This is a genomic window from Serratia sp. SM04, assembly GCF_040280225.1.
In the GTDB taxonomy this organism is placed as follows: Bacteria; Pseudomonadota; Gammaproteobacteria; order Enterobacterales; family Enterobacteriaceae; genus Serratia; species Serratia sarumanii.
The window spans coordinates 122,952-147,519 of the sequence record NZ_JBEOQT010000021.1 but is presented as its reverse complement, the minus strand read 5'-3'; the positions used below and the strand labels follow the sequence as shown (position 1 = coordinate 147,519).

The window sequence follows — 24,568 nt, the reverse complement described above, 5'->3', positions numbered from 1 at the left end:
CGGGGCCGGCCCGAAGGCCGCGCTATTGTGCGGATAATTATTGTAAAATCAATGTTTGAACATCACATGACGAATGGCGGTGTAATCCTCCAGCCCGTACATCGACATATCCTTGCCGTAGCCGGACAGTTTCTGGCCGCCGTGCGGCATTTCGCTCACCAGCATGAAGTGGGTGTTCACCCAGGTGCAGCCGTATTGCAGGCGGGCGCTTAAGCGATGCGCGCGGCCCACGTCGCGAGTCCACACGGACGACGCCAGCCCGTAGTTGGATTCGTTCGCCCAGGCCAGCACCTGCTCTTCGTCGTCAAACGGCGTCACCGTCACTACCGGGCCGAACACCTCGCGCTGCACGATTTCATCCTCCTGGCGCGCGCCGGCCAGCAGCGTCGGCTGGAAGTAGTAACCCGGCCCCTTCACCTTCTCGCCGCCGGTCACCACCTGCACGTGCGGCAACGCTTTGGCGCGCTCGACAAAACCGGCGACCCGCTCCAGATGCTGGGCGGTAATCAATGGCCCCAGCTCGGTGCTCTCGTCGTCCGGCGCACCGATCTTCAGGCTGGCCACCGCCTCGCCCAGCCGCTTCACCAGCTCGGGATAAATGCTTTTCTGCGCGTAGATGCGGCAGGCGGCGGTGCAATCCTGCCCGGCGTTGTAGAAACCGAAGCCGCGAATGCCGTCCACCACCTGCTGCAGATCGGCATCGTCAAACACCAGCACCGGCGCCTTGCCGCCCAGCTCCATATGGGTGCGCTTAATGCCGGCGGCGGTGTGGGCGATGATGTGCTCGCCGGTGGCGATCGAGCCGGTCAGCGACACCATGCGCACCTTGTCATGCCCGGTCAGCCGATCGCCGACGCCGGCACCGCGGCCGAACAGCACGTTGAGCACGCCCGGCGGGAACAGCCCGGCGGCCAGTTCGGCCAGTTTAAAGGTGGTCAGCGGCGTCTGCTCCGACGGCTTGATCACCACGCAGTTGCCCGCCGCCAGCGCCGGCGCCAGTTTCCAGGCCGCCATCATCAGCGGGTAGTTCCACGGCGCGATCGAAGCCACCACGCCGAGCGGATCGCGGCGGATCATCGAGGTATGCCCGGCCAGATACTCGCCGGCCGCCATGCCGGTCAGGCAGCGGCTGGCCCCGGCGAAGAAGCGAAACACGTCGGCCACCGCCGGCAGTTCGTCGTTCAACACGCAGTGATAAGGCTTGCCGCAGTTGAGCGACTCCAGCCTGGCGAAGGTCTCGGCATGCGCATCGATCAGATCCGCCAGCTTGAGCAGATGCTCGGCGCGCTCTTTCGGCGTGGTTTGCCCCCAGGCGGCGAACGCGGCGTCCGCCGCCAGCACCGCGCGATCGACCTGCTCCGGGCTGGCCTCCGCCACCTGCGCGATCACTTCGCCGGTCGCCGGGTTATACACCGGCTGGGTCGCGCCCTGGCCGTTCACCAGTTGGCCGTCAATCAACAGTTGGCTTTGCATAGGGTTATCCTTTTATCAGAGGTCGGGTAAGGAAATTATTTGCCGCTGCCGGCGACGCTTTCCCCACCTTTGGTCAGGTAGTAAGCGCCGAGGATCGGCAGCATGGTCAACAGCATTACCGACAGCGCCACCACGTTGGTGATCGGCACATCGCGCGGGCGACCGAGCTGGTTCAGCAGCCACAGCGGCAGCGTGCGCTCGTGGCCGGCGGTAAAGGTGGTCACGATGATTTCATCGAAAGACAGCGCGAACGCCAGCATGCCCCCGGCCAGCAGCGCCGAGCCGAGGTTCGGCAAGATCACGTAACGGAAGGTTTGCCAGCCGTCGGCGCCGAGATCCATCGACGCTTCGATCAGGCTGTACGAGGTGCGGCGGAACCGGGCGATGACGTTGTTGAACACGATCACCACGCAGAACGTCGCATGGCCGACGACGATAGTCAGGATGCCCGGCTCGATGTTCAGCGCCTTGAACGCCGCCAGCAGCGCCAGACCGGTGACGATCCCCGGCAGCGCGATCGGCAGCAGCAACAGCAGCGAAATGCTGTCCTTGCCGAAGAAATCGCGCCGATACAGCGCCGCCGCCGCCAGGGTGCCGAGCACCAGCGCGATGGCGGTCGCCAGGCAGGCGATCTGCGCCGACAGCAGCACCGCATCGAGGATATCCTGCCGCCCGGCGGCAACGTTGAACCAGTGCAGCGTGAACCCCTTCGGCGGGAAGCTGAAAGCGGCATCCTCGGTGTTGAAGGCGTAGATGGCGATGATCGCCAACGGGAAATGCAGGAAGACAAGTCCGCCCCAGGCGGCCAGCTTCAGCCCTAAGGGCGCGCGTTCAGAGTGCATCGAAAGCCCCCAGACGTTTGACGATGGAAAGGTAAATGGCGATCAGGACGATCGGCACCAGCGTAAAGGCCGCGGCCATCGGCATATTGCCGATCGCACCCTGCTGGGCGTACACCATGCTGCCGATGAAATAGCCCGGCGGCCCCACCAGCTGCGGCACGATAAAGTCGCCCAGCGTCAGCGAAAAGGTGAAGATCGACCCGGCGGCGATGCCCGGCACCGCCAGCGGCAAAATGACGTGGCGGAAGGTCTGCGCCGGTCGGGCGCCCAGATCCGCCGAGGCGTGCAGTAGCGAAGGCGGCAGGCGCTCCAGCGCCGCCTGGATCGGCAGGATCATGAACGGCAGCCAGATATAGACGAACACCAGAAAACGCCCCAGCCCCGAGGTCGACAGCGTGTTGCCGCCGACGCCGGGCACCGTCAGCAGCGAAGCCAACAGCGGCTCCAGCCCCAGGTGCTGCAGGAACCACTGCGCCACGCCGTCTTTCGCCAGCAGCAGGGTCCAGGCGTAGGCTTTAACGATATAGCTGGCCCACATCGGCATCATCACCGCGATGTAAAAGAACGCCTTGACGCGGCCGCTGGTGTAGCGCGCCATGTAATAGGCGATCGGGAACGCCAGCACCGCGCTGGCCAGCGACACCAGCACCGCCATGGTCAGCGTGCGCAGGATGATGTCGTAGTTGGCCGGGTTGAACAGCGCCGCCAGGTTGGCGAAGGTCAGATCCGGCGTCACCGCCATGGTGAAATCGTCAAAGGTGTAAAACCCTTGCCACAGCAGCGTCAGCAGCGAACCGAGGTACACCGCGCCGAACCACAGCAGCGGCGGCACCAGCAGCAAAAGCAGATACAGCGTCGGCCGGCGATAGAGCCAGGTCGACAGCGCGCGCACGGTGCCGCCGCGCGCCGAGGGGGAATCGATGCTCATGTCCATCTCACCTCTCCTCCAGCAGCGGCACCATCGCCGCGCGCGGCCAGCAGGCGACGATCGGCTGGCCGATCTGCCGCTGTTGCCCTTCGGCGAGCCACTGCGGATTGGCCTGGCTGACCAGCAGCTTTTCGCCGCCATGCAGCGCGATTTCATACCGCGTGGCCGCGCCCTGGTAATGGATTTCCTGCAGCGTGCCCTGCACCTGGATCTCGTCCTGCGCCGCGCCGCCGTGCTCCAGCAGGCGGATATGTTCCGGCCGGATCGAGAAGGTTCGGCTTTCGCCGAGCAGGCGCTGCGCCAGCTCGCTGCGCACCACGTTGGAGGTGCCGACAAATTCGGCGACGAACGGCGTCTTAGGCCGCATGTAAAGCTCGCGCGGCGTATCCACCTGTTCGATGCGGCCGTTATTGAACACCGCCACCCGATCGGACATCGACAGCGCTTCGCTTTGATCGTGGGTGACAAAGATAAAGGTGATGCCCAGCTGGCGCTGCAGCTTCTTCAGCTCGCCCTGCATCTGCTCGCGCAGCTTGAGATCCAGCGCGCCGAGCGGTTCGTCCAGCAGTAGCACCCGCGGCCGATTGACCAGCGCGCGCGCCAACGCCACGCGCTGCCGCTGGCCGCCCGACAGGTGCGCCGGTTTGCGTTCGGCAACGAAACCGAGCGCCACGCTCTCCAGCGCCTCTTGCGCCCGCGCCAGCCGCTCGCGTTTGGCGACGCCCTTCACCATCAGGCCGTAGGCGACGTTTTCCAGCACCGACATGTGCGGGAACAGCGCGTAATCCTGAAACACCGTATTCACGTCGCGCTGGTACGGCGGCAGGTTGGCGGCTTCCTGGCCGTGGATGCGAATCGAGCCGGAAGAGAGCTGTTCAAAGCCGGCGATCAGGCGTAGGCAGGTGGTTTTACCCGAGCCGGACGGCCCGAGCATGGAGAAGAATTCCCCGTCCTGAATGTCGATGGATACCCGATCCACGGCGCGAACATCGCCGAAAGTCCGCGAAACATCGATGAATTGCACGGCAATGGTCATTTTCTGTGCTCCATACTGATGTAGTTCGGGCGCAGCGGGCTGCGCCCCGCGGCTTAGCGGCCGCCCATGATGGCGATGTAATCCTGGGTCCAGCGGCTGTACGGCACGAACTTGCCGCCCTGCGCCTGCGGCGTTTTCCAGAAGGCGATTTTGTCGAACTGGTTGAAGCCGTTGGTTTCGCAGCCCTTCTCACCCAGCAGTGCGCTGGCCTTGCAGCCCGCCGGCGAAGCCGGCACCGACCCGAACCAGGCCGCCACGTCGCCCTGCACCTTCGGCTCCAGCGACCAGTTCATCCACTGGTAGGCGCAGCTCGGGTGCTTGGCGTCGGCATGCAGCATGGTGGTGTCCGCCCAGCCGGTCACGCCCTCTTTCGGGAACACGGTGGCGATCGGCTGCCCCTCGCCCTTCAGGGCGTTGGCCTGATACGGCCAGGCGCTGGAGGCCACCACGCCTTCGTTTTTAAAGTCGCTCATCTGCACCGAGGTGTCGTGCCAGTAGCGGTGGATCAGCGCGTGCTGGCTGCGCAGCAGCTTCAGCGCCGCCTGATACTGCTCTTCGTTGAGCTGGTATGGATCGCTGATGCCGAGCTGCGGCTGGGTGGCCTTCAGGAACAGCGCCGCGTCGGCGATGTAGATCGGGCCGTCGTAAGCCTGCACCCGGCCCTGGTTGCTCTTGCCGTCCGGCAGGTTCTGCTGCTGGAAGATCACCGCCCAGCTGTCCGGAGGCGTCGGGAAGGTTTTGGTGTTGTACATCAGCAGGTTCGGCCCCCACTGGTACGGCGTGCCGTAGGTTTTGCCGTCCACGGTGTACCAGGCGCCGTTCAGCAGGCGCGGATCGATGTTCTTCCAGTTCGGGATCAGCGCGGTGTTGATCGGCTGCACCCGCTTGCCGAAGATCAGGCGCAGCGAGGCGTCGCCGGAGGCGGTCACCAGATCGTAGCCGCCCTTGGCCATCAGGCTGACCATTTCATCAGAGGTGGCGGCGGTCTTCACGTTCACCGCACAGCCGGTTTGCTTCTCAAACTGGGTGACCCAGTCGTAGTTTTTGTCGGACTGGCCGCGTTCGATGTAGCCGGGCCAGGCGATGATATCCAGCCGGCCTTCGCCTTTGCCCAGCGTCTGCGGCAGATCGGCCGCCTGGGCCAGGCCGCACAGCACGGTGAGACAGAGCGCGGAGACGGTGGTGGTGACTGCGGTAGTTTTTCCCATCGTAATTACCCCTGTGTTGCTTATCGGTGTGCGGCAGGGAACGGCTGCCGCCTGATTTTTCTTGATATAACCGTTAGAAGCCGGCTTTGAACTTCGCCATTACGTGCCTGACAACGCTGTAATCCTGCAGCGAATCGCTGGACAGATCCTTGCCGTAGCCGGAGCGTTTCAGGCCGCCGTGCGGCATCTCGCTCGCCAAGGTGAAATGGGTGTTGATCCAGGTGCTGCCGTACTGCAGATGGGCGGCGATGTGCAGCGCCCGATCGATATTTTGCGTCCACACCGACGAAGCCAGCCCGTATTCCGAGTCGTTGGCCCACGCCACCGCCTGCTCCAGGTGTTCGAAGCGCGTGACGCTGACCACCGGGCCAAACACCTCGCGCTGCACGATTTCGTCGCTTTGCAGGCAGCCCGCCAGCAGGGTCGGTTGGTAATAGAACCCCGGCCCGGAGTGGGCCGCGGCGCCGGTGATCAATTCGATATGCGGTTGGCTGAGCGCTCGCTCGACGAAGCTGGCGACGCGATCGCGCTGGCGGGCACTGATTAACGGGCCGATCTCATTATCCTGATCGCGCTTGCGGGCGAAGCGCAGGCTGGCGACCGCCTCGCCCAGCGCGTCCACCAGCTTGGGATAGATGCCCGCCTGCGCGTAGATGCGGCAGGCGGCAGTGCAGTCCTGGCCGGCGTTGTAATAGCCGTAGGTGCGAATGCCGTTGACCACTTCGTCGAGATCGGCGTCGTCGCAGACGATCACCGGCGCCTTGCCCCCCAGTTCCAGGTGGGTGCGCTTGACGCTTTTGGCCGCCGCCTGAAGAATTTTTTGCCCGGTGACGATATCACCGGTGACCGATACCAGCCGCACCTGCGGGTGCCCCACCAGCTGGCTGCCGACCCCTTCGCCGCCGCCGTAGACGATATTCAGCACGCCCGGCGGCAGGATCTCCTGCAGCGCCGGCACCAGCGCCAGAATGGTCAGCGGCGTATGTTCAGAGGGTTTGAACACCACGGTATTGCCCGCCGCCAGCGCCGGCGCGATCTTCCACGCCGCCATCATCAGCGGATAGTTCCAGGGGGCAATCGAGGCCACCACGCCGATCGGATCGCGGCGGATCATCGAGGTGTGGCCCGGCACATACTCGCCGGCCAACTGCCCTTGCTGCGTGCGCACCGCGCCGGCGAAGAAACGGAACACGTCGACCGCCGCCGGCAGATCGTCATTGAGCGCCTGATGCAGCGGTTTGCCGCAGTTGAGGGCTTCCAGCTGCGCCAGCTGCGGCGCCTGCCGCTCGATGGCGTCGGCGATGCGCAGCAACAGGGCGGCGCGCTGGGCCGGCGTGGTGCGCGACCAGTGACCAAACGCCTGCTGCGCGGCTTTCACCGCGCTGCCGACCTGCGCCGAAGAGGCTTCGGTCAGGACGATCAGCGTCTCGCCGTTGGCCGGATTGACGATGCACTCCTGCTGGCCTTCGCCGTCGACCATCTGACCGTTAATGAACTGCTGACAGGACAAACCTGAGAGAACCTGCACATCTGCCATCGCCTGACGCCCCTAAGTGATAAAAACGTTAACTAAATGTGAATAAGTTAGTTTTAATCAGCCTAAGCGAGCCTCTGGCGGGCAACAAATTCTAAATACTGAACGCCGCGTTCGATTAAATCGAATGCTTAAGCCCGGCGGCGTGTTTGCTGCCGTTCTCGCGCGCGATGGTAAGGAACGGCGTCACCAGCTCCGGCCGCGCGCTGCCACGCCGCCACGCCAACCCGATGTCCAGCGGCTCCAGCAGATCGTCCAGCTTGCGCGCCTCGATCATGTTGCCTTCCAGCGACCAGGCGCGGTACGCCATGTCCGGCTGGATGGAGACCCCCATCCCCGCCGCCACCAGGCTGCGCACCGCCTCGGTCGAGGCGGTCTTCATGGCGATCTCCGGTTTCAGCCCGGCGCGCGCCCAGATGCGCCGCGCGTGCACGTCCATTTCATCGGCGTTGAGCTGGATCAGCGGCTGTTTGGCCACGTCCGCCAGGCTGATGCTCTCGTGCTCCAGCAGCGGGTGCAGCGGCGGCAACCACAGGCGATACGGCGAGTGCATCAGCACCTCGGTCTGCAGCGCGTCGCGGTCTTCGATGTTCGACAGGATCAGCACGCCGATGTCGATCTCGCCGCTGACCAACAGATGCTCGATATACGGGCGCTCGTCTTCAACCACCTGCACGGTGACGTTAGGATAGGCCGATTTAAAGCGCGTGAGCAGCTCCACCAGGAAGTAGCCGGCCACCAGGCTGGTGACGCCGACGGTCAGCTTGCCGGTCAGGCTTTCGGTGCCGATCTGCAGGCTGCGCTTGGCGTTGTCCACCGTCGCCAGGATCAGATACGACTGGCGCAGAAACTGATGCCCCTGATGGGTCAGCGTCATGCCCTTGGCGTGGCGATCGAACAGCCGCACGCCGATCTCGGTTTCCAACTGCTGGATCGCCAGCGTCAGCGAAGACTGGGAGACAAACACCGCCTGGGCGCCGGCGGAGATCGACCCGGTTTCCGCCACCGCGATGAAGTGGCGGATTTGGCGTAACGTCATCATCCCCATCGCCTTTCAAGCCGCTGCGTTGTTGTCTGCGTTCTATTACGTGGCCCATCCGTGGGCCACGCCCTAACGGGCCGCTGCAAGCAGCGTTCAAATCTGCTCCCGGCAGATTTGTCCCCCCAGTCACTTACTTGAGTAAGCTCCTGGGGATGCACGCCCTTGCCGCCTAGCCGCAACTTGAAATTCATTGGGGATCACCTCAACCAAGATTGTTAGATTGATTGTAGATCCCGCAAAAAAAGCGATCGGGCAAAGTATCAAAAACGCGATAGCGTTCGCTTTTTTAGAATGCTAATGGTGAAAATAACCAGAATTGTGGAGAAGTCGGGAGATGTTCACTGAGGTGTGGGGCGTAGCGAGCGCCGGCCAGATTGGGCACGGCCAGCGCGCAGGGCCCGGAGCGTACACGCAGTACGTGAGGAGACCGAGCACTGCCCAGGCTCAAGCTGGCGGTGCTCGGTAGACGATCACATTAAATCGCTTCTTCGTCCTGCTCGCCGGTACGAATGCGCACCACGCGCGCCACGTCGAAGACGAAGATTTTGCCGTCGCCGATCTTGCCGGTCTGCGCGGTCTGCATGATGGTTTCCACGCAGGTGTCGACGATGTCGTCGGCAACCACGATCTCGATCTTCACCTTGGGCAGAAAGTCGACCATGTACTCGGCGCCGCGGTACAGCTCGGTATGGCCCTTCTGGCGGCCGAAGCCTTTCACTTCGGTGACCGTCATGCCGGTGATGCCCACTTCGGCCAGCGCTTCGCGGACGTCATCCAGTTTGAACGGCTTGATAATCGCGTCGATCTTTTTCATCTTCTTTCCTTTTACCAATTTTTGCGGCCAAAACCGGATGTGATGGGGTAGCGGCGGTCTTTGCCGAAGTTACGGGCGGTGATACGCGGCCCGACGGCGGCCTGACGCCGCTTGTATTCGTTGATGTCCACCAGGCGGATCACCTTGCGCACGATCGCTTCGTCGAACCCTTCGGCCACCAGATCGGCAACCGATTTGTCGCGCTCAACGTAGCCTTCCAGGATCGCGTCCAGGATATCGTATGGCGGCAGGCTGTCCTGATCGACCTGATCCGGCGCCAGCTCGGCGGACGGCGGACGATCGATCACCCGCTGCGGGATCACGTAGGAGACGGTGTTGCGGTATTCGGACAGCTTGAACACCAGCGTTTTCGGCACGTCTTTCAACACGTCGAAACCGCCGGCCATATCGCCGTACAGCGTGGCGTATCCCACCGCCATTTCGCTCTTGTTGCCGGTGGTCAGCACGATGCTGCGGCGTTTGTTGGACAGCGCCATCAGCACCACCCCGCGGCAACGCGCCTGCAGGTTTTCTTCGGTGGTGTCGCGCTCGGTGCCGGCGAACATCGGCGACAGCTGGCCCATAAAGGCGTCGAACATCGGTTCGATGGAGACGATATCGAACTCCACGCCGAGGATTTCCGCCTCTTCCTTGGCGTCGGCGATGCTGATGTCCGCGGTATAGCGGAACGGCATCATCAGCGCCTGCACCTTGTCTTTGCCCAGCGCATCCACGGCGATCGCCAGCGTCAGCGCCGAGTCGATACCGCCGGACAGCCCCAGCACCGCGCCTTTAAAGCCGTTTTTGGTCACGTAGTCGCGCACCGCCAACACCAGCGCCTGGTACACCTGCGCCAGCTGCGGCAGCTCGGCGGCCGGATCGGCCATCGGCACCACGGCCAGCTCGTTGAATTCCAGGCGGGTCACCTGCTCGTCGAAGGCCGCCAGACGGTGAGTCATGGTGCCGGCGGCGTCGAAGACCTTGGAGCAGCCGTCGAAGATCAGCTCATCCTGGCCGCCGACCTGATTGAGGTACACCAGCGGCAGCTGGGTGCGCTGGCAGTGGCCGGCCATCAGCGTTTTGCGGATATACGGCTTTTCGCGGTTATACGGTGAGGCGTTGATCGACAGGATAATTTCCGCGCCGGCCGCCTTGGCGGCGTCAATCGGCTCAGGGAACCACAGATCTTCGCAAATCAGCAGCCCCAGACGGTAGCCTTTCAGTTCCACCACGCAGGTGTCGTTGCCGGCGTGGAAATAGCGCTTCTCATCGAACACGCCGTAGTTCGGCAGCTGCTGTTTAAAGTAGCGGGTCAGCAGGCGGCCTTCGGCAAACAGCGACAGCGCGTTATACAGCTTGTCGCCTTCGCGCCACGGGTGGCCGACCAGGATCGCCGTCTCGGCGGAGGCCTGCTGCAAACGCAGCAGCTGCGCGTCGCAGCGCTGATAGAAATCATTGCGATACAGCAGATCTTCCGGCGGGTAGCCGGACAGCGCCAGTTCGCTGAACATGACCAGATCGGCTCCCGCCTTCTGCTGCTCCTGCACGATTTGCAACATGCGTTCGGTGTTGCCTTCAATGTCGCCGACCAGCAGGTTCAGCTGGGCCAGGGCGATGGAAAGTGATCTGCTCATTTGTGTACGATCCCGCTTAATACGTTCCATGGTGCTCTACGCCGGGCGCGCCGCGGCAAAGAGAACGGAGTGTAAATCATTCCGCCGGATTTGTTGAGAACCTGCGTGGCAGGCACCGGCGGCAAACTGTCATTCTTTAAAATCGTTGGCGTCCAGCTCGTGGCGCGACAGCAATTTGTAAAACTCGGTGCGGTTGCGGCCCGCCATGCGCGCGGCCTGGGTCACGTTGCCCTTGGTGATCTGCAGCAGCTTGCGCAGGTAATGCAATTCGAACTGGTTGCGCGCTTCGGCGAAGGTCGGCAGCGCGGTGTTTTCCCCTTCCAGCGCCTGCTCCACCAGCGCTTCGCCGATCACCGGCGCCGAGGTCAGCGCCACGCACTGCTCGATGACGTTGACCAGCTGACGCACGTTGCCCGGCCAGCTGGCGGTCATCAGCCGCTTCATGGCGTCGGTCGAGAAGCTGCGCACGAACGGCTTGTGCCGCTGAGCCGCTTCGCGCAACAGGTGGTTGGCCAACAGCGGGATATCTTCGGCGCGTTCGTTCAGCGCCGGGATCTTCAGGTTCACCACGTTGAGGCGATAGTAGAGATCTTCTCGGAACTCGTTCTTCGCCATCGCCTTTTGCAGATCGCGGTGGGTGGCGGAGATGATACGCACGTCAATGTCCAGATCGCGGTTGCTGCCCAGCGGCCGCACCTTGCGCTCTTGCAGCACGCGCAGCAACTTCACCTGCAGCGACAGCGGCATATCGCCGATCTCGTCGAGGAACAGCGTGCCGCCCGCCGCCGCCTGGAACAGCCCTTCGCGGCTGCTGACCGCGCCGGTAAAGGCGCCCTTGGCGTGGCCGAACAGTTCGGACTCCAGCAGCTGCTCCGGCAGCGCGCCGCAGTTGATGGCGATGAACGCCTTGCCGGCGCGCGGGCTGGCGGCGTGGATCGCCTGCGCCACCACCTCTTTGCCGGTGCCGCTCTGGCCGTTGATCAAGACGCTGACGTCGGACTGCGCCACCATTTTCACCTGCTCCAGCAGGCGCAGCATCAGCGGGCTGCGGGTGACGATATCTTCGCGCCAGGCATCGTCGCCGGCCGGGGTGGCCGACAGCGCGAGCGCTTCGTCGATCGCCTTGTACAGCGCATCGCGATCCACCGGTTTGGTGAGGAAGCTGAACACCCCCTGCTGGGTGGCAGCCACCGCATCGGGAATCGAACCGTGCGCGGTGAGGATGATCACCGGCATGCCCGGCTGATGCTTTTGGATCTCGGCGAACAGCGCCATGCCGTCCATCTCGTCCATACGCAGATCGCTGATCACCAGATCGATCTGTTCGCGCGCCAGCAGGCGCAGCGCTTCCTGGCCGCTTTCGGCGGTGGTGACGTGAAAACCTTCGCTGGTCAGACGCATGCCCAGCAGCTTCAGCAGGCTGGGATCGTCGTCAACCAAGAGCAGGTTGGCCGGTTTGCGTGCGGTCATTGCGCGTGAGACTCCTTATTGGCAGGGGGCGGCGTATAGGTGTCTTCCGGTTCAACCGGCAGCGCGGTGCCCTTTTCCGGTTCGTCCTGCGGCTCCGCCCCTTTGGCGGCCGCGCCGTTTTTACCGGCGGCTTCGCCCTTTTGCGAGCCTGTGTTGTTTTCCGGGATTTCCCCTTGCAGCTGCTTGCGCGAAGAGAGCTGGCGCTCGATGTCGGTCAGGTTTTCCAGCTTGCGCGAGGTGTCCTGCAGCTGCGATTGCAAACGCGCCTGGTTCTGGCGCAGCGAATCGATCTGGCTGTCGCTGCTCTCCTGCAGATGCTGATAGCGCGCTTTTTCATCGAACAGCGTGATCTGCAGCATCTGCTGCTGGCGCCACAGCTGCGTCAGCGGCCGCAACGAGCCTGGGAACTCCATTCGGTAGCTGTTGATCCTGTCGATCATCTGGCGGCGCTCGCCGGAAGTCGGCTGCGCGCTGCCCAGCAGGATGCTCTGTTTGAAAACGCCGGACCAGCTGTCGCCAGACACCGTTTTCGCCAGCGCGCGCGCCTGGGTCGACCCGATGCGATCGGCGCAGTCCATCGCGCGCAGCCAGTAGAGCGCGTTATCCAGCGCGTCCTTGTCGTCCAACTGCCACAGGGTATCGCAAGCCGCGGTGCGGTAATCGATCACCTTGGTATCCGGGATCGCCTCTTGCTGCTGAGCGTTCAGGCCGCCGCTGACAGCGCGATCGACGCAGCCCGCCAGCAACAGCGGCATTAAGAAGACGGCGCCCAACCAGCCGATCGGGCGTTTGCCGAGCGGCGTCCTGTGCGTGGCACGCGGTGAACCTTCGGTCTGTGAAAGACGAAGGCGCTTAGACCATGTGTACATTATTTATTCATTCTCGGCGGTTAACGGCAATTCAATGCGGAAGCAGACGTCTGCACCGGCGACCGTCGCCAGTTGCAGCTCACCGCGCATGCGACGGATACAGTCCTGAGCGATGCTCAACCCCAGTCCGCTTCCTTTTACCGCCCCTTTTCGCTGGTGACTACCCTGGAAAAAAGGCTCGAAAATCATGGCTCTTTCAGCCTCGGGGATCGGCGTGCCGGTATTGGCGACGTCGATTTGCACCCGTTGTCCAACCTGACGGCTGCGGATCCAAATGTTACCGGATTCCTTGCCGTAGTGCACCGCATTGGAATAGAGATTATCCAGCACGCGCATTAATAGCGTAGGCTCTGCCCAGCAGATTTCCGCCTCCAGCGCAATTTCGGTGGAAATCATCTTCGCCCGCGCCGGCAAACTGTGCGCGGCGACCACCAAATCGACCATTTCGCGCAGTTCGACGTTCTCATGTGCCGCCGGGCCATCGGCCAGTTTGCGGTTGTAATCCAGCAGCTGTTCAATCAGCTGCTGCAGATGGCGGCTGCTGTTGTCGAGGATCGTCACCACCTCTTTCTGATCGGAAGTCAGCGGCCCCGCCACCTCGTCGGCCAGCAGCTCGGTGCCTTCGCGCATGCTGGCCAGCGGCGTTTTCAGCTCGTGCGAGATATGGCGCAAGAACTCGTGGCGCTGCGATTCCAGCCACGCCAGCCGCTCGCTCAGCCAGATAATGCGCTGCGCCAGGGAACGCAACTCGCGCGGCCCTTTGAACGACGCGGTGCTGCCCAGCGCGCGCCCTTCCCCCAGACGGTTGATCATCCGCTCCACGGCTTTGACCGGCCCGATGATCATGCGGGTGAACAGCACCACCAGCAGCACGCTGACCAGGAACAGCAGCAGCGCCTGCCAGCCGAAGAACTGGCCGCGCTCGGCGATGGCCTGCTGCAGCTGCTGGCCACGCGAGAACACCACCGCGCGCGTGGCCTGCACCATTTCGGCGTTGGAGCGCGAGAACGACTCGAGCAAGGCGGAAGCCTCTTGATCCGGCCCGCTGTTATGGCATTTGATCGCCGCCAGCTGGGTCAGCAGCTGGCGCAACGTTTGATAATAGCGCTCGTCCGGCAGAATCGGCGCATGGGCGTCCAGCATCTGCGAATACTGCTTGCGCTGGTTCTGATACAGCTTTTGCAGCGTGGGATCGACCAGCACGCAGTACTGACGATAGCTGCGCTCCATCTCCAGCGCCACGCTGGTCATCGCCTCGCTGCGCCGCGCGTCCACCAGCGTGGTGCGGTTGATGTCCGCCGCCTGCGCGCTGAGGTGATCCAGGCTCTGGTAGGCCTGATAGGCCAGCACCAGCAGCGGCAGCAGCACCAACAGGAAGGCCAGCAGCACCAATTGCCGCAGCGAACGGGGGAATAAACGCCATCTTTTCAACGAAATCATCTCATTCTCTCAGCTCTGTCACGATGCTAACTGACTCGCCGGAAAGAGAAAAGCCCGGCAAGGGAGAATCCTGAACGCGCAAGGAAAAAGCCGCGGGATCGGTGAACCGCGCCCATAGGCCTGGCCTGCCGACGGCATGCGGCCCCGGCAACATCAACCGGTGCGAAAACGAGAGTGTGGGGATAGCGTCTGCGTTCGAGGGCATAGGCAACGCAACAGGGATAAGCGCAGCGTTGAGAATTGACATCGGGGCAAGAAACTTGCCCCAACGCAAGGAAAGTGTGGATGCCCTTAAACCTCGTCCCCAGGGTGATGTAGCGCAGCGGCTGGCATCGAACAGGACGAATAGCATCCGTAAGTATCCAGGATTGATGAACCCTTCATCACAGTTGGATACAGGCGGTGCCTCACTCCACGTGTCGCCCGATGCTTGATAAAGCCGCTTGCACGGTCTGTTATCGGTTTGGTTGGACGATAGGCACCATTTCTTTGGCATCATTCGGAGGCTTATGAGGCGATTTGCCGTCTAATTACGGCGCCGTCATAAAAAGGTGAATGAGCAGCCGCCGAGAATAATGCACGTTACGTGCCAACTTTGCAATAAAAATAATAACAATATGATTTTATTAAAAAATAAGATTATATCAGCAAATTTCTTTGTGCATCACGCCCCGATGAGCGATGAAAAAAACGCCGCGCTGTCGCCAAATGCAGACAACTAAAGCCAAACCCATTTACCATTAATAAAATCAAATAGTTAAATGTCTCCATTTAGCGACAGGGAAAATAGCGCCTGTCGCAAAATGCAGACACTGCCGCCAGACGGCGAACGCCGGCCATAAAAAAGGGCGCAATTGCTTGCACCCTCTGTACGGCGGTGGCCGTTTTTAGCCCAGCTGCTTACGGGCGTTGCGGAACATGCGCATCCACGGGCTGTCCTCGCCCCATTCTTCCGGGTGCCAGGAGTTGCTGACGGTGCGGAACACGCGTTCCGGGTGCGGCATCATCACCGTGGCGCGCCCGTTGGCGCTGGTCACGGCGGTAATGCCGTTCGGCGAACCGTTCGGGTTGGCCGGGTAAGTTTCCGTCACCTGACCGGCGTTGTTGACGAAACGCAGCGCCACCAGGCCGTGGCTTTCCAGCGCGGCCAGATGCGCCGCATCGCGCACTTCAACATGCCCCTCGCCGTGGGAAACGGCGATCGGCATGCGCGAACCGGTCATGCCCTGCAGGAACAGCGACGGGCTGGCCGCCACTTCCACCAGGCTGAAACGCGCCTCGAAGCGATCCGACAGGTTGCGCACAAAGCGCGGCCAGTGTTCGGCGCCCGGGATCAGCTCGCGCAGGTTGGACATCATCTGACAGCCATTGCACACGCCCAGCGCCAGCGTCTGCGGACGGTGGAAGAACGCTTCGAACTCGTCGCGCACCCGCTCGTTGAACAGGATAGACTTCGCCCAGCCTTCGCCGGCGCCCAGTACGTCGCCGTAAGAGAAGCCACCGCAGGCCACCAGCGTGTGGAAGTCCTGCAGATCGCGGCGCCCCGCCAGCAGATCGCTCATGTGCACGTCCACCGCATCAAAGCCGGCGCGGTGGAACGCCGCCGCCATTTCAACGTGGGAGTTCACCCCCTGCTCACGCAGCACCGCCACTTTCGGGCGAGCGCCCTTGGCGATATACGGCGCGGCGATGTCTTCCTGCGGTGCGAAGGTCAGCTTCACGTTCAGGCCGGGATCTTGTTCATCCTGCTTGGCCTGATGTTCCTGATCGGCGCACGCCGGGTTGTCGCGCAGGCGCTGCATCTGCCAGGTGGTTTCCGCCCACCAGGTGCGCAGTGTATTGCGGCTTTCGCTGTACAGCGCCTTGCCGTGTTGGGTGATGACGAAACGATCGCCGGCCTGCACGCTGCCGATGTGATGCACATTGTCGGTCAGACCGTGCTGAGCGAACGCCTGCTTCACGTCATCGAGACGTTCGGCGCTCACCTGGATCACCGCGCCCAGCTCTTCGTTGAACAGCACCGCCAGCGCATCATCGCCGAGGCCGTCAAGGTTGACGTCCACGCCGCAGTGACCGGCGAAGGCCATCTCCGCCAGCGTCACCAGCAGGCCGCCGTCGGCGCGGTCGTGGTAAGCCAACAGCGCTTGATCGGCCACCAGCTGCTGCATGGCGTTGAAGAAGCCCGCCAGCTGCGCAACGTTGCGCACGTCGGCTGGTTTGTCACCCAGTTGGCGGTAAACCTGCGCCAGCGCGGTGGCACCCAGCGCGTTATGGCCGTTGCCCAGATCGATCAACAGCAGCGCGCTGTCGCCCTTATCGGTGCGCAGCTGCGGCGTCACGGTGTGGCGCACGTCCTCCACGCGGGCGAAGGCGGTGATGACCAGCGACAGCGGCGAGGTCATTTCACGCTGTTCGTTGCCTTCCTGCCAGCGGGTCTTCATCGACATGGAGTCTTTACCCACCGGGATAGTGATGCCCAGCGCCGGGCACAGTTCTTCGCCCACCGCTTTTACCGCTTCGTACAGGCCGGCGTCTTCGCCCGGGTGGCCGGCGGCGGCCATCCAGTTGGCGGACAGCTTCACGCGCTTCAGGCTACCGATCTCTGTGGCGGCCAGGTTGGTCAGCGCTTCCCCGACCGCCAGGCGGCCGGAGGCGGCGAAGTCCAGCAGCGCCACCGGCGCGCGTTCACCGAGCGACATCGCTTCACCGTAATAGCTGTCCAGGCTGGCGGTGGTGACCGCGCAGTCGGCCACCGGGATCTGCCACGGGCCGACCATTTGGTCGCGCGCCACCATGCCGGTAACGGTGCGGTCGCCGATGGTGATCAGGAAGGTTTTCTCCGCCACGGCCGGCAGATGCAGCACGCGTTTCACCGCGTCGGCCAGCGTGATGTTCTCGCGCTGCACCGCCTCGCCGCTCGCCTGCAGGCGGGTGACGTCGCGGGTCATTTTCGGCGTCTTGCCGAGCAGTACGTCCAGCGGCATGTCGATCGGCTGGTTGTCGAAGTGGCGGTCGTTGAGCGTCAGGTGCTGTTCTTCGGTCGCTTCGCCGATCACCGCATAAGGCGCGCGCTCGCGGCGGCAGATCTCGTCGAACTGCGCCATCTGCGCCGGGGCGATCGCCATCACGTAACGTTCCTGCGATTCGTTGCACCACACTTCCAGCGGGCTCATGCCCGGCTCGTCGTTGAGGATATCGCGCAGCTCGAAGCGGCCGCCGCGGCCGCCATCGCTCACCAGCTCCGGCATGGCGTTGGACAGGCCGCCGGCGCCGACGTCATGGATAAACAGGATCGGGTTCTGGTCGCCCAGCTGCCAGCAGCGGTCGATCACTTCCTGACAGCGGCGCTCCATTTCCGGGTTGTCGCGCTGCACCGAAGCGAAGTCCAGATCGGCGTCGGACTGGCCGGACGCCATCGACGAGGCCGCGCCGCCGCCCAGGCCGATATTCATCGCCGGGCCGCCCAACACCACCAGCTTGGCGCCGACGGTGATTTCCCCTTTCTGCACGTGATCGGCACGGATGTTGCCGATGCCGCCCGCCAGCATGATCGGTTTGTGGTAGCCGCGCAGCTCAACGCCGTTGTGGCTGTTGACGCGCTCTTCATAGGTACGGAAGTAGCCCAGCAGCGCCGGACGACCGAATTCGTTGTTGAACGCCGCGCCGCCCAGCGGGCCTTCGGTCATGATATCCAGCGCGGTGACGATGCGTTCCGGCTTGCCGAAATCCTGTTCCCACGGCTGTTCAAAGCCGGGAATACGCAGGTTGGACACAGAGAAGCCCACCAGGCCGGCCTTCGGCTTGGCGCCGCGGCCGGTAGCCCCCTCGTCGCGGATCTCGCCGCCGGAGCCGGTCGCGGCGCCCGGCCACGGCGAGATCGCCGTCGGGTGGTTGTGGGTTTCCACCTTCATCAGGATGTGCGCGTCTTCCTGATGGTAATCGTAGGTGCCGGTCTCCGGCGCGGCGAAGAAGCGGCCGACCTGCGAACCTTCCATCACGGCGGCGTTGTCTTTATACGCCGACAGCACATAGTCCGGCGTCTGCTCATAGGTGTTCTTGATCATTTTGAACAGCGATTTAGGCTGCTGTTCGCCGTCGATGATCCAGTCGGCGTTGAAAATCTTGTGGCGGCAGTGCTCGGAGTTGGCCTGCGCGAACATATAAAGTTCGATATCCGTCGGGTTGCGCCCCAAACCGGTAAAGGCATTCAGCAGGTAGTCGATCTCGTCCTGCGCCAGCGCCAGGCCGAGCCGGACGTTGGCCTGCTCCAGCGCGGCGCGCCCTGCGCCCAGCACGTCGACCGACTGATACGGCGCCGGCTGATGGTGCACGAACAGCTGTTCGGCCTGTTGCAGTTCGCTGAAGACGGTTTCCATCATGCGATCGTGCAGCAGCGCGGCGAGCTGCCGCCACTGGGTTTCCGTCAGCTCGGGCGCCTTGACGTAGAACGCCAGGCCGCGCTCCAGGCGCACGACCTGCTGCAGACCGCAGTTGTGGGCGATGTCGGTGGCTTTGGAAGACCAGGGAGAAATGGTGCCCGGACGCGGCGTAACCAGCAGCAACCGGCCTTCGGGGGCGTGTTCGGCGAGAGAAGGACCGTACTTGAGCAGCCGCTGAAGCTTGGCGTGTTCTTCGGCACTGAGCGGTGCGCTAACATCGGCAAAGTGGACGTACTCGGCGTAGATATCACTGACGGGCAGGTGAGCGTCCTGGCAGCGGGACAGCAGTTTGGTAATGCGAAAAGCCGATAAAGCGGGCGAACCACGCAGAATTTCCATAATCAAAGTTCTCTCGTCTTCGAAGCGACGGATAAGACGCTTCATTGGGCGCAACAGGGGAAAACGCGCGTCATTATAGAGAATCCTCGCCGCCGACGAAACCGTTTGCGTAGGGATAATTGATAAAAGCGTGCCGCACCGTCGAATTGTCATAACGTGTCAATAAAGTTGCACACTGGCGTTTTGTTGCGCAAAATGCCCCCGCACTGGTGATTTAACCATGAGAAAAGTCGCGGTTATCGTCGCCGGCGTACCTGTGCCACCACTGGATAACTATTTGAAACGTCTTAAAATAAACTACATCCTCATCGGCGTTGTCACCCTGCTTCTGGCTCTCGCGCTGTGGCCCAATATCACCTGGCGCAGCGGCCCGGGCGGGCAACTCCAGGAGATCATTTCCCGCGGCGAGTTGCGTATCAGCACGCTGAATTCACCGCTGACCTATTTCAACACCAAGCAAGGGCCGGGTGGGCTCGACTACGAACTGGCCAAGCGCTTCGCCAACTACCTCGGGGTGAAGCTGGTGGTGATCCCCCATCAGAACATCAATGACCTGTTCGACGATCTGGACGACGACGATGCCGACCTGCTGGCGGCCGGCCTGATCTACAACCAGGAACGCCTCAGCCGCGCGCGCACCGGCCCGGCCTACTACTCCGTTTCCCAACAGCTGGTGTATCGGCTGGGCACCCCGCGGCCGAAAAGTTTCGCCGACATTAAAGGCAAGCTGGCGGTCGCTTCCGGTTCCGCGCACGTCAGCACGCTAAAGCAGCTCAAACAGGATAAATACCCCGATCTCGCCTGGGAGTCCTCCAGCGATCTCACCTCCAAAGAGCTGCTGGAGCGGGTGGCCGACGGCAAGCTGGACTACACCCTCGGCGATTCGGTGACCATCGCGCTGCTGCAGCGCATCCATCCACAGCTGGCGGTGGCGTTCGACGTCACCGACGAAGAGCCGGTCACCTGGTATCTGAAACGCGACGGCGACGACAGCCTGTACGCGGCGATGCTGGACTTCTACAGCCAGATGGTGGACGACGGCACCCTGGCGCGGCTCGAAGAGAAATACCTCGGCCACGTCGGCAGCTTCGACTATGTGGACACCAAAACCTTCCTGTCGGCCATCGACTCGGTGCTGCCCAACTTCCGCCCGCTGTTCGAGAAGCACGCCAACGAGATCGACTGGAAGCTGCTGGCGGCCATCGCCTATCAGGAATCGCACTGGAATCCGCAGGCCACCTCACCCACCGGCGTGCGCGGCCTGATGATGCTGACCCGCGCCACCGCTGACGGCCTCGGGGTCAACGACCGCCTCGATCCGGAAGAGAGCATTCAGGGCGGCGCCCTTTACCTGCAGCGGCTAATGGCCAAGGTGCCGGACAGCGTGCCGGAAGACGAGCGCATCTGGTTCTCGCTGGCGGCTTACAACATGGGCTGGGGCCACATGCTGGACGCGCGCAAGCTGACCAAGGCGCAAAAAGGCAACCCGGACAGCTGGGTCGACGTCAAACAGCGCCTGCCGATGCTCAGCCAGAAGCGCTACTACCCGCAGCTGACCTACGGCTATGCGCGCGGGCGTGAAGCCTACAACTATGTGGAAAACATTCGCCGCTACCAGGTCAGCCTGGTGGGCTATCTGCAGGAAAAAGAGAGAAAGGCGGCGCAAGCGGCCGCCGAGCAGGAGGCGTTGGGGAAAGGCTACCCGACGGTGATGCCGGAACTGGCGCTCAACTACTGATTATTCCGGCTTATCCGCCGCCCGCTGCGCCAGCCTGAGCGCTTTTTTCTGTTCACGGCGTAGACGGAAGAAATTGCTCAGGGTGGCGGCGCACTCCTCCGCCAACACGCCCGAGACGATCTCCACCTGATGGTTCATGCCCGGATGGCGCAGAATGTCCACCAGCGAACCGGCCGCGCCGGTTTTCTCGTCGGCGGCGCCATACACCAGCCGGCGGATACGGCTGTGCACCATCGCACCGGCGCACATCACGCACGGCTCCAGCGTGACGTATAGCGTGGCGTTCAGCAAACGGTAGTTTTGCAGCACCGCGCCGCCCTGGCGCAGCGCCATGATCTCGGCGTGTGCGGTAGGATCGTGTCGGCCGATCGGGCGGTTCCAGCCCTCGCCGATGACCTGATTGTCCAGCACCAGCAGCGCACCCACCGGCACCTCGCCCTCTTCCTGCGCGCGCAGGGCCAGCTGCAATGCCTGACGCATCCAGTACTCATCGTTATATTCAGTCATCGCATAATTCCTCGTGCGCTTTTGCGGCGGGCATTATACACACTAGCCTCCCTTTGTCGTAGCCGCCCGCCAATGGCTATACTGGCCGAATCAGCGGGTGATTCAGGGACAAGAAGCATGAAACTCAGTAAAAAGAACGCGGTCGTGGTGCGCAAGGCGCTGGACGGTTGGGTGGGAGAAGGCGCCTTGACGCCCGAACAACGGCAGCAACTGCTGCAGCATGTGGCCGTGCAGCCTTTCGACTGGCGGCGGCTGGCGCGCTATGCGTTTCTCGCCGCGCTGGCCTCGCTGCTGATCGCCGTCACCAGCCTGTTCGCCGACAGCGAACTGCTTGCATGGCTCAGCGGGCTGTTCCGCTTCGACGCGCCGGTGCGCATGGCAATCGCCGGCGTACTGGCGGCGCTGGCCTACGTCTGGGCGCTGCGTCGCCGCCGGCGCCACCCGGAAAAACGCTACGGCAATGAGGCCGCGCTGTTTGTCGCCGTGTTGCTTACCGCCTGCGCCTTATGGCAGCTGGGGGTCTGGCTGGATAACGGCAGCGGCCGGGTTTCCGTGCTGCTGTTGTTCGCCGCGCTGCTGTACGGCGCGATCGGCTGGTTCAGCCGCTCCGGGCTGGTGTGGTGGTTCGCCCTGCTGTCGCTCGGCAACGCCTTCGGCGCCGAGACCGGCTACCTGTCCGGCTGGGGCGCCTACTGGCTCGGCATGAGCTACCCGATTCGCTTTATCGCCTTTGGTGCGGTGCTGATCGCCGCCGCGCTGCTGTTGCGGCCGCTGTTGGCGCAGCGCGGTCTGCAGCGGGTGTCGCTGGCGATGGGCCTGCTGTACCTGTTTATCGCTCTGTGGCTGCTGTCTATCTTCGGCAACTACGGCGACCTCGACAGCTGGTACCGCGCGCGCCAGATCGAGCTGTTCCACTGGAGCCTGCTGTTCGGGCTGGCCGCCCTCGCCACCATCTGGCTGGGGTTGAAGCATGACGACGCCATGCTGCGCGGCTTCGGGCTGACCTTCCTCGGCATTAACCTGTATACCCGCCTGTTCGAGTTTTTCTGGGACAGCATGCCGAAGGCGGTTTTCTTCGCGCTGCTCGGCCTGAGCTTGTGGGCACTGGGGCATTATGCGGAGAAGATTTGGCAGCTGGGGCGCAAGCCGCACGACGTGACCGACGACCGATCGCGGTACTGATAAAAGCAGAAAGGGCGGAATCCTCCGCCCTTGGTTTATTCCAGCTGCTGCAGCTCGCCCTGCTTGCTTACCCGCCAGCGGTGCTCGCAAAAGAACAGCAGCGGATTATCCTGCTTGCTGTCGCTGTAACCGCTGTACAGCTTTAGCGGCGCGCCGAGCCGCTGCTCCAGCTGCACCACTTTCTGCGCCCCCAGGCAGCGCAGGGTCAAGACCCAGCCGCCGCAGCGGCGCGTGATGCGGCTGCCGATCAACCGTACCCGCGGCAGAAACGCCGAATCGCGATACACCTGCTCCACCAGCCGCTCCGGCGAGCCGGTAATCAGCCACACTTCGGCATCGTGCTCCTCCAGGTACTGCCGCAGCCGCATTTGCACCACCGGAAATGCGGTCACCTTCTGGCGAAAGGCCTCGATAAACTGCCGCTCCAGCGCCTTTAGCGTCGTTTCGGAACGCCCGAAGGTGATTGCCCACAGCAGCAGGCTCATCGGCCAACGCGCGGCGCGCCCCAGCAGCAGCAGCGCCAGACCGATCGGCAGCAGCAGCGGTATCACCAGCAACAGGTTCAGCGGTAAGCGGCGCAGCAGAAAACGCAAGAAACTGCCGAACATATCTTCCTGATGCAGGGTGCCGTCCAGATCGAAAAAGACCACGCGGCGCCCCTCTGCGGCCGGTTGTTGCTGCTTGTCGCTCAAACGCTACTCCTCGGGATCGTTGAACCCCATCATCCAGGTGAAGAGAAAACCGGCGATAATCGTAATCAGCATCCCCGCCAGATACAACATCACCTTACCTGAGACGATGGTCAACGCCAAAGGCAGCCCCGAAATGCCGAAGGTGATCACCGTCGCCACCTTCCAGTAGCTGATCAGCGCGCCGCCGACCGCACCGCCGAGGCAGGCGCCGATAAACGGCCGGCCCAGCGGCAGCGTCACCCCGAAGATCAGCGGCTCGCCGATGCCGAGAATGCCGACCGGCAACGCCCCTTTGATCACCTTTTTCAGCCGCGCATTGCGGGTTTTCAACAGCACCGCCAGCGCTGCCCCCACCTGCCCGACGCCGGCCATCGCCAGGATCGGCAGCAGCGGGTTGGAACCGTGCGCCTGCACCAGCTCGACGTGGATCGGTACCAGCCCCTGATGCAGACCGGAGAGCACCAGCGGCAGGAACAGCCCCGAGAGCAGCGCTCCCACCAGCAGCCCGCCCTTGTCGATCGCCAGATTGGCGCCGTGGGCGATGGCGTCGGAGATAATGCCGCCGATCGGCTGCAGAATCAGGATCGCCAGCGAGGCGGTGACCAGCGTGGTCAGCAGTGGGTTAAGGATCAGTTCGACCGATTCCGGCAGCAGCGTGCGCAGGCGTTTCTCCACCCAGCACATCAACGCCACCACCAGCAGCACGGCGATCACCCCGCCGCGCCCCGGCTGCAGCGCCTCGCCGAACAAGGTAATCTGCGCCAGCGCCGGGCTGGAGAGAATGCCGGCCATCACGCCGCCCATTGCCTGAGAGCCGCCGAATACCCGCGCGGCGTTGACCCCGACCAAAATGTTCATGATGGCGAACACCGCGCTGCCGAAGATCGCCAACAGCCCCAGCACGTTCGGGTAGTCCACCGCCAGCTGGCCGGCGATGTCAGGCCGTTTCAGCAGGTTGATGATGCCGGTGATCAGGCCCGAGGCGATAAACGCCGGGATCAGCGGAATAAAGACATCGGCCAGTTTTTTCAGCGCGCCGCTCATCGGCGCAGCGTATTTTTGCTTGGCCTGCGCCTTGATGCGGGCCGCGTCACCGACGGCGACGACGGGCTGCGCGCTGCCGCTCAGCAATGCGCGCATGGCGTCCACCACCTTGGCGGCGGCGCCCGGGCCAACGATAAACTGATGCTGCTCACCCTGTTTGATATAGCCCTTCACGCCGGACAGCTGCTTGAGAGCGGCCAGATCCAGACGCTGTTCGTCGCTGACCTCGACGCGCACCCGCGTCATGCAGTTCTCCAGTTTGAGGATATTGCCCTCGCCCCCCACGCCCGCCAGGATCTGTGTCGCCAATGCCGTTGTCTTGTCCATCGCCGCCCCC

General features: G+C 63.1%; 18 protein-coding genes. 2 read left to right on the top strand and 16 right to left on the bottom strand.

What is annotated here, in order from left to right; translation table 11 throughout:
- Positions 1-48 precede the first annotated feature (48 nt).
- From patD to purL, 13 genes are all read right to left on the bottom strand, one after another.
- Positions 49-1,473 (bottom strand): aminobutyraldehyde dehydrogenase, encoded by a 1,425-nt coding sequence (gene patD, locus ABTW55_RS15170; RefSeq protein WP_060423203.1) that lies wholly within the window; start codon positions 1,471-1,473, stop codon positions 49-51.
- A gap of 35 nt (positions 1,474-1,508) precedes the next feature.
- Positions 1,509-2,315, bottom strand: coding sequence for an ABC transporter permease (locus tag ABTW55_RS15165; protein WP_004941378.1), 807 nt, complete (start codon positions 2,313-2,315; stop codon positions 1,509-1,511).
- The gene (locus ABTW55_RS15160; protein WP_025303927.1) at positions 2,305-3,249 is read right to left on the bottom strand and encodes an ABC transporter permease; all 945 of its coding nucleotides are present in this window, start codon (positions 3,247-3,249) and stop codon (positions 2,305-2,307) included. The genes ABTW55_RS15165 and ABTW55_RS15160 overlap by 11 nt, the downstream gene beginning before the upstream one ends.
- Position 3,250: 1 nt before the next feature.
- Positions 3,251-4,279 (bottom strand): ABC transporter ATP-binding protein, encoded by a 1,029-nt coding sequence (locus ABTW55_RS15155; protein ID WP_060423206.1) that lies wholly within the window; start codon positions 4,277-4,279, stop codon positions 3,251-3,253.
- A gap of 53 nt (positions 4,280-4,332) precedes the next feature.
- The gene (gene ydcS / locus ABTW55_RS15150) at positions 4,333-5,487 is read right to left on the bottom strand and encodes a putative ABC transporter substrate-binding protein YdcS (RefSeq protein ID WP_033648931.1); all 1,155 of its coding nucleotides are present in this window, start codon (positions 5,485-5,487) and stop codon (positions 4,333-4,335) included.
- A gap of 73 nt (positions 5,488-5,560) precedes the next feature.
- Positions 5,561-7,024 (bottom strand): gamma-aminobutyraldehyde dehydrogenase, encoded by a 1,464-nt coding sequence (locus tag ABTW55_RS15145; RefSeq protein ID WP_041036359.1) that lies wholly within the window; start codon positions 7,022-7,024, stop codon positions 5,561-5,563.
- A 115-nt stretch (positions 7,025-7,139) separates the two neighbouring features.
- Entirely contained in the window at positions 7,140-8,063 is a 924-nt protein-coding gene (locus ABTW55_RS15140; RefSeq protein WP_004941365.1) for a LysR substrate-binding domain-containing protein, read from the bottom strand.
- A gap of 475 nt (positions 8,064-8,538) precedes the next feature.
- A complete protein-coding gene (glnB, locus tag ABTW55_RS15135; RefSeq protein WP_004847623.1) occupies positions 8,539-8,877 on the bottom strand; it encodes a nitrogen regulatory protein P-II in 339 nt (112 codons plus the stop codon).
- 11 nt (positions 8,878-8,888) lie between these two features.
- Positions 8,889-10,511 (bottom strand): NAD+ synthase, encoded by a 1,623-nt coding sequence (locus ABTW55_RS15130; RefSeq protein WP_025303930.1) that lies wholly within the window; start codon positions 10,509-10,511, stop codon positions 8,889-8,891.
- A 129-nt stretch (positions 10,512-10,640) separates the two neighbouring features.
- Positions 10,641-11,981 (bottom strand): two-component system response regulator GlrR, encoded by a 1,341-nt coding sequence (gene glrR / locus ABTW55_RS15125; protein WP_033635613.1) that lies wholly within the window; start codon positions 11,979-11,981, stop codon positions 10,641-10,643.
- Positions 11,978-12,850 (bottom strand): two-component system QseEF-associated lipoprotein QseG, encoded by an 873-nt coding sequence (qseG, locus tag ABTW55_RS15120; RefSeq protein ID WP_060435637.1) that lies wholly within the window; start codon positions 12,848-12,850, stop codon positions 11,978-11,980. Before qseG ends, glrR begins: the two co-directional genes overlap by 4 nt.
- A gap of 3 nt (positions 12,851-12,853) precedes the next feature.
- Positions 12,854-14,290: a HAMP domain-containing sensor histidine kinase gene (locus tag ABTW55_RS15115; RefSeq protein WP_033635614.1), complete on the bottom strand. Its 1,437-nt coding sequence runs from the start codon at positions 14,288-14,290 to the stop codon at positions 12,854-12,856.
- 887 nt (positions 14,291-15,177) lie between these two features.
- Complete coding sequence (gene purL, locus ABTW55_RS15110; protein ID WP_181423070.1) at positions 15,178-19,071, bottom strand: phosphoribosylformylglycinamidine synthase; 3,894 nt, start codon at positions 19,069-19,071, stop codon at positions 15,178-15,180.
- Between the two features lie 274 nt (positions 19,072-19,345).
- On the opposite strand from purL, the gene mltF reads away from it, so the two are divergent.
- Positions 19,346-20,806 (top strand): membrane-bound lytic murein transglycosylase MltF, encoded by a 1,461-nt coding sequence (gene mltF / locus ABTW55_RS15105; protein ID WP_060423211.1) that lies wholly within the window; start codon positions 19,346-19,348, stop codon positions 20,804-20,806.
- Here the strand turns inward: mltF and tadA are convergent, their stop codons facing one another.
- Positions 20,807-21,313 (bottom strand): tRNA adenosine(34) deaminase TadA, encoded by a 507-nt coding sequence (gene tadA / locus ABTW55_RS15100; protein WP_033648933.1) that lies wholly within the window; start codon positions 21,311-21,313, stop codon positions 20,807-20,809.
- Positions 21,314-21,430: 117 nt separating this feature from the next.
- Between tadA and ABTW55_RS15095 the strand changes: the two genes are divergently transcribed.
- Positions 21,431-22,495: a DUF2157 domain-containing protein gene (locus ABTW55_RS15095; RefSeq protein ID WP_060423215.1), complete on the top strand. Its 1,065-nt coding sequence runs from the start codon at positions 21,431-21,433 to the stop codon at positions 22,493-22,495.
- 35 nt (positions 22,496-22,530) lie between these two features.
- On the opposite strand, the gene yfhb is transcribed toward ABTW55_RS15095, so the two are convergent.
- Both yfhb and ABTW55_RS15085 read right to left on the bottom strand, forming a co-directional pair.
- Positions 22,531-23,187: a phosphatidylglycerophosphatase C gene (gene yfhb / locus ABTW55_RS15090; RefSeq protein WP_049272836.1), complete on the bottom strand. Its 657-nt coding sequence runs from the start codon at positions 23,185-23,187 to the stop codon at positions 22,531-22,533.
- Between the two features lie 3 nt (positions 23,188-23,190).
- Complete coding sequence (locus ABTW55_RS15085; protein ID WP_041036370.1) at positions 23,191-24,558, bottom strand: PTS transporter subunit EIIC; 1,368 nt, start codon at positions 24,556-24,558, stop codon at positions 23,191-23,193.
- Between the last annotated feature and the right edge of the window lie 10 nt (positions 24,559-24,568).

Excerpts from the sequence above, each read along its gene's own strand:
- patD (WP_060423203.1), bottom strand. The coding sequence starts at position 1,473 with ATGCAAAGCCAACTGTTGATTGACGGCCAACTGGTGAACGGCCAGGGC.
- ABTW55_RS15140 (WP_004941365.1), bottom strand. The coding sequence starts at position 8,063 with ATGATGACGTTACGCCAAATCCGCCACTTCATCGCGGTGGCGGAAACC.
- ABTW55_RS15160 (WP_025303927.1), bottom strand. The coding sequence starts at position 3,249 with ATGGACATGAGCATCGATTCCCCCTCGGCGCGCGGCGGCACCGTGCGC.
- glrR (WP_033635613.1), bottom strand. The coding sequence starts at position 11,981 with ATGACCGCACGCAAACCGGCCAACCTGCTCTTGGTTGACGACGATCCC.
- ABTW55_RS15155 (WP_060423206.1), bottom strand. The coding sequence starts at position 4,279 with ATGACCATTGCCGTGCAATTCATCGATGTTTCGCGGACTTTCGGCGAT.
- ABTW55_RS15145 (WP_041036359.1), bottom strand. The coding sequence starts at position 7,024 with ATGGCAGATGTGCAGGTTCTCTCAGGTTTGTCCTGTCAGCAGTTCATT.
- ABTW55_RS15130 (WP_025303930.1), bottom strand. The coding sequence starts at position 10,511 with ATGAGCAGATCACTTTCCATCGCCCTGGCCCAGCTGAACCTGCTGGTC.
- glnB (WP_004847623.1), bottom strand. The coding sequence starts at position 8,877 with ATGAAAAAGATCGACGCGATTATCAAGCCGTTCAAACTGGATGACGTC.
- ABTW55_RS15115 (WP_033635614.1), bottom strand. The coding sequence starts at position 14,290 with ATGATTTCGTTGAAAAGATGGCGTTTATTCCCCCGTTCGCTGCGGCAA.
- qseG (WP_060435637.1), bottom strand. The coding sequence starts at position 12,850 with ATGTACACATGGTCTAAGCGCCTTCGTCTTTCACAGACCGAAGGTTCA.
- ABTW55_RS15165 (WP_004941378.1), bottom strand. The coding sequence starts at position 2,315 with ATGCACTCTGAACGCGCGCCCTTAGGGCTGAAGCTGGCCGCCTGGGGC.
- ydcS (WP_033648931.1), bottom strand. The coding sequence starts at position 5,487 with ATGGGAAAAACTACCGCAGTCACCACCACCGTCTCCGCGCTCTGTCTC.
- ABTW55_RS15095 (WP_060423215.1), top strand. The coding sequence starts at position 21,431 with ATGAAACTCAGTAAAAAGAACGCGGTCGTGGTGCGCAAGGCGCTGGAC.
- ABTW55_RS15085 (WP_041036370.1), bottom strand. The coding sequence starts at position 24,558 with ATGGACAAGACAACGGCATTGGCGACACAGATCCTGGCGGGCGTGGGG.
- tadA (WP_033648933.1), bottom strand. The coding sequence starts at position 21,313 with ATGACTGAATATAACGATGAGTACTGGATGCGTCAGGCATTGCAGCTG.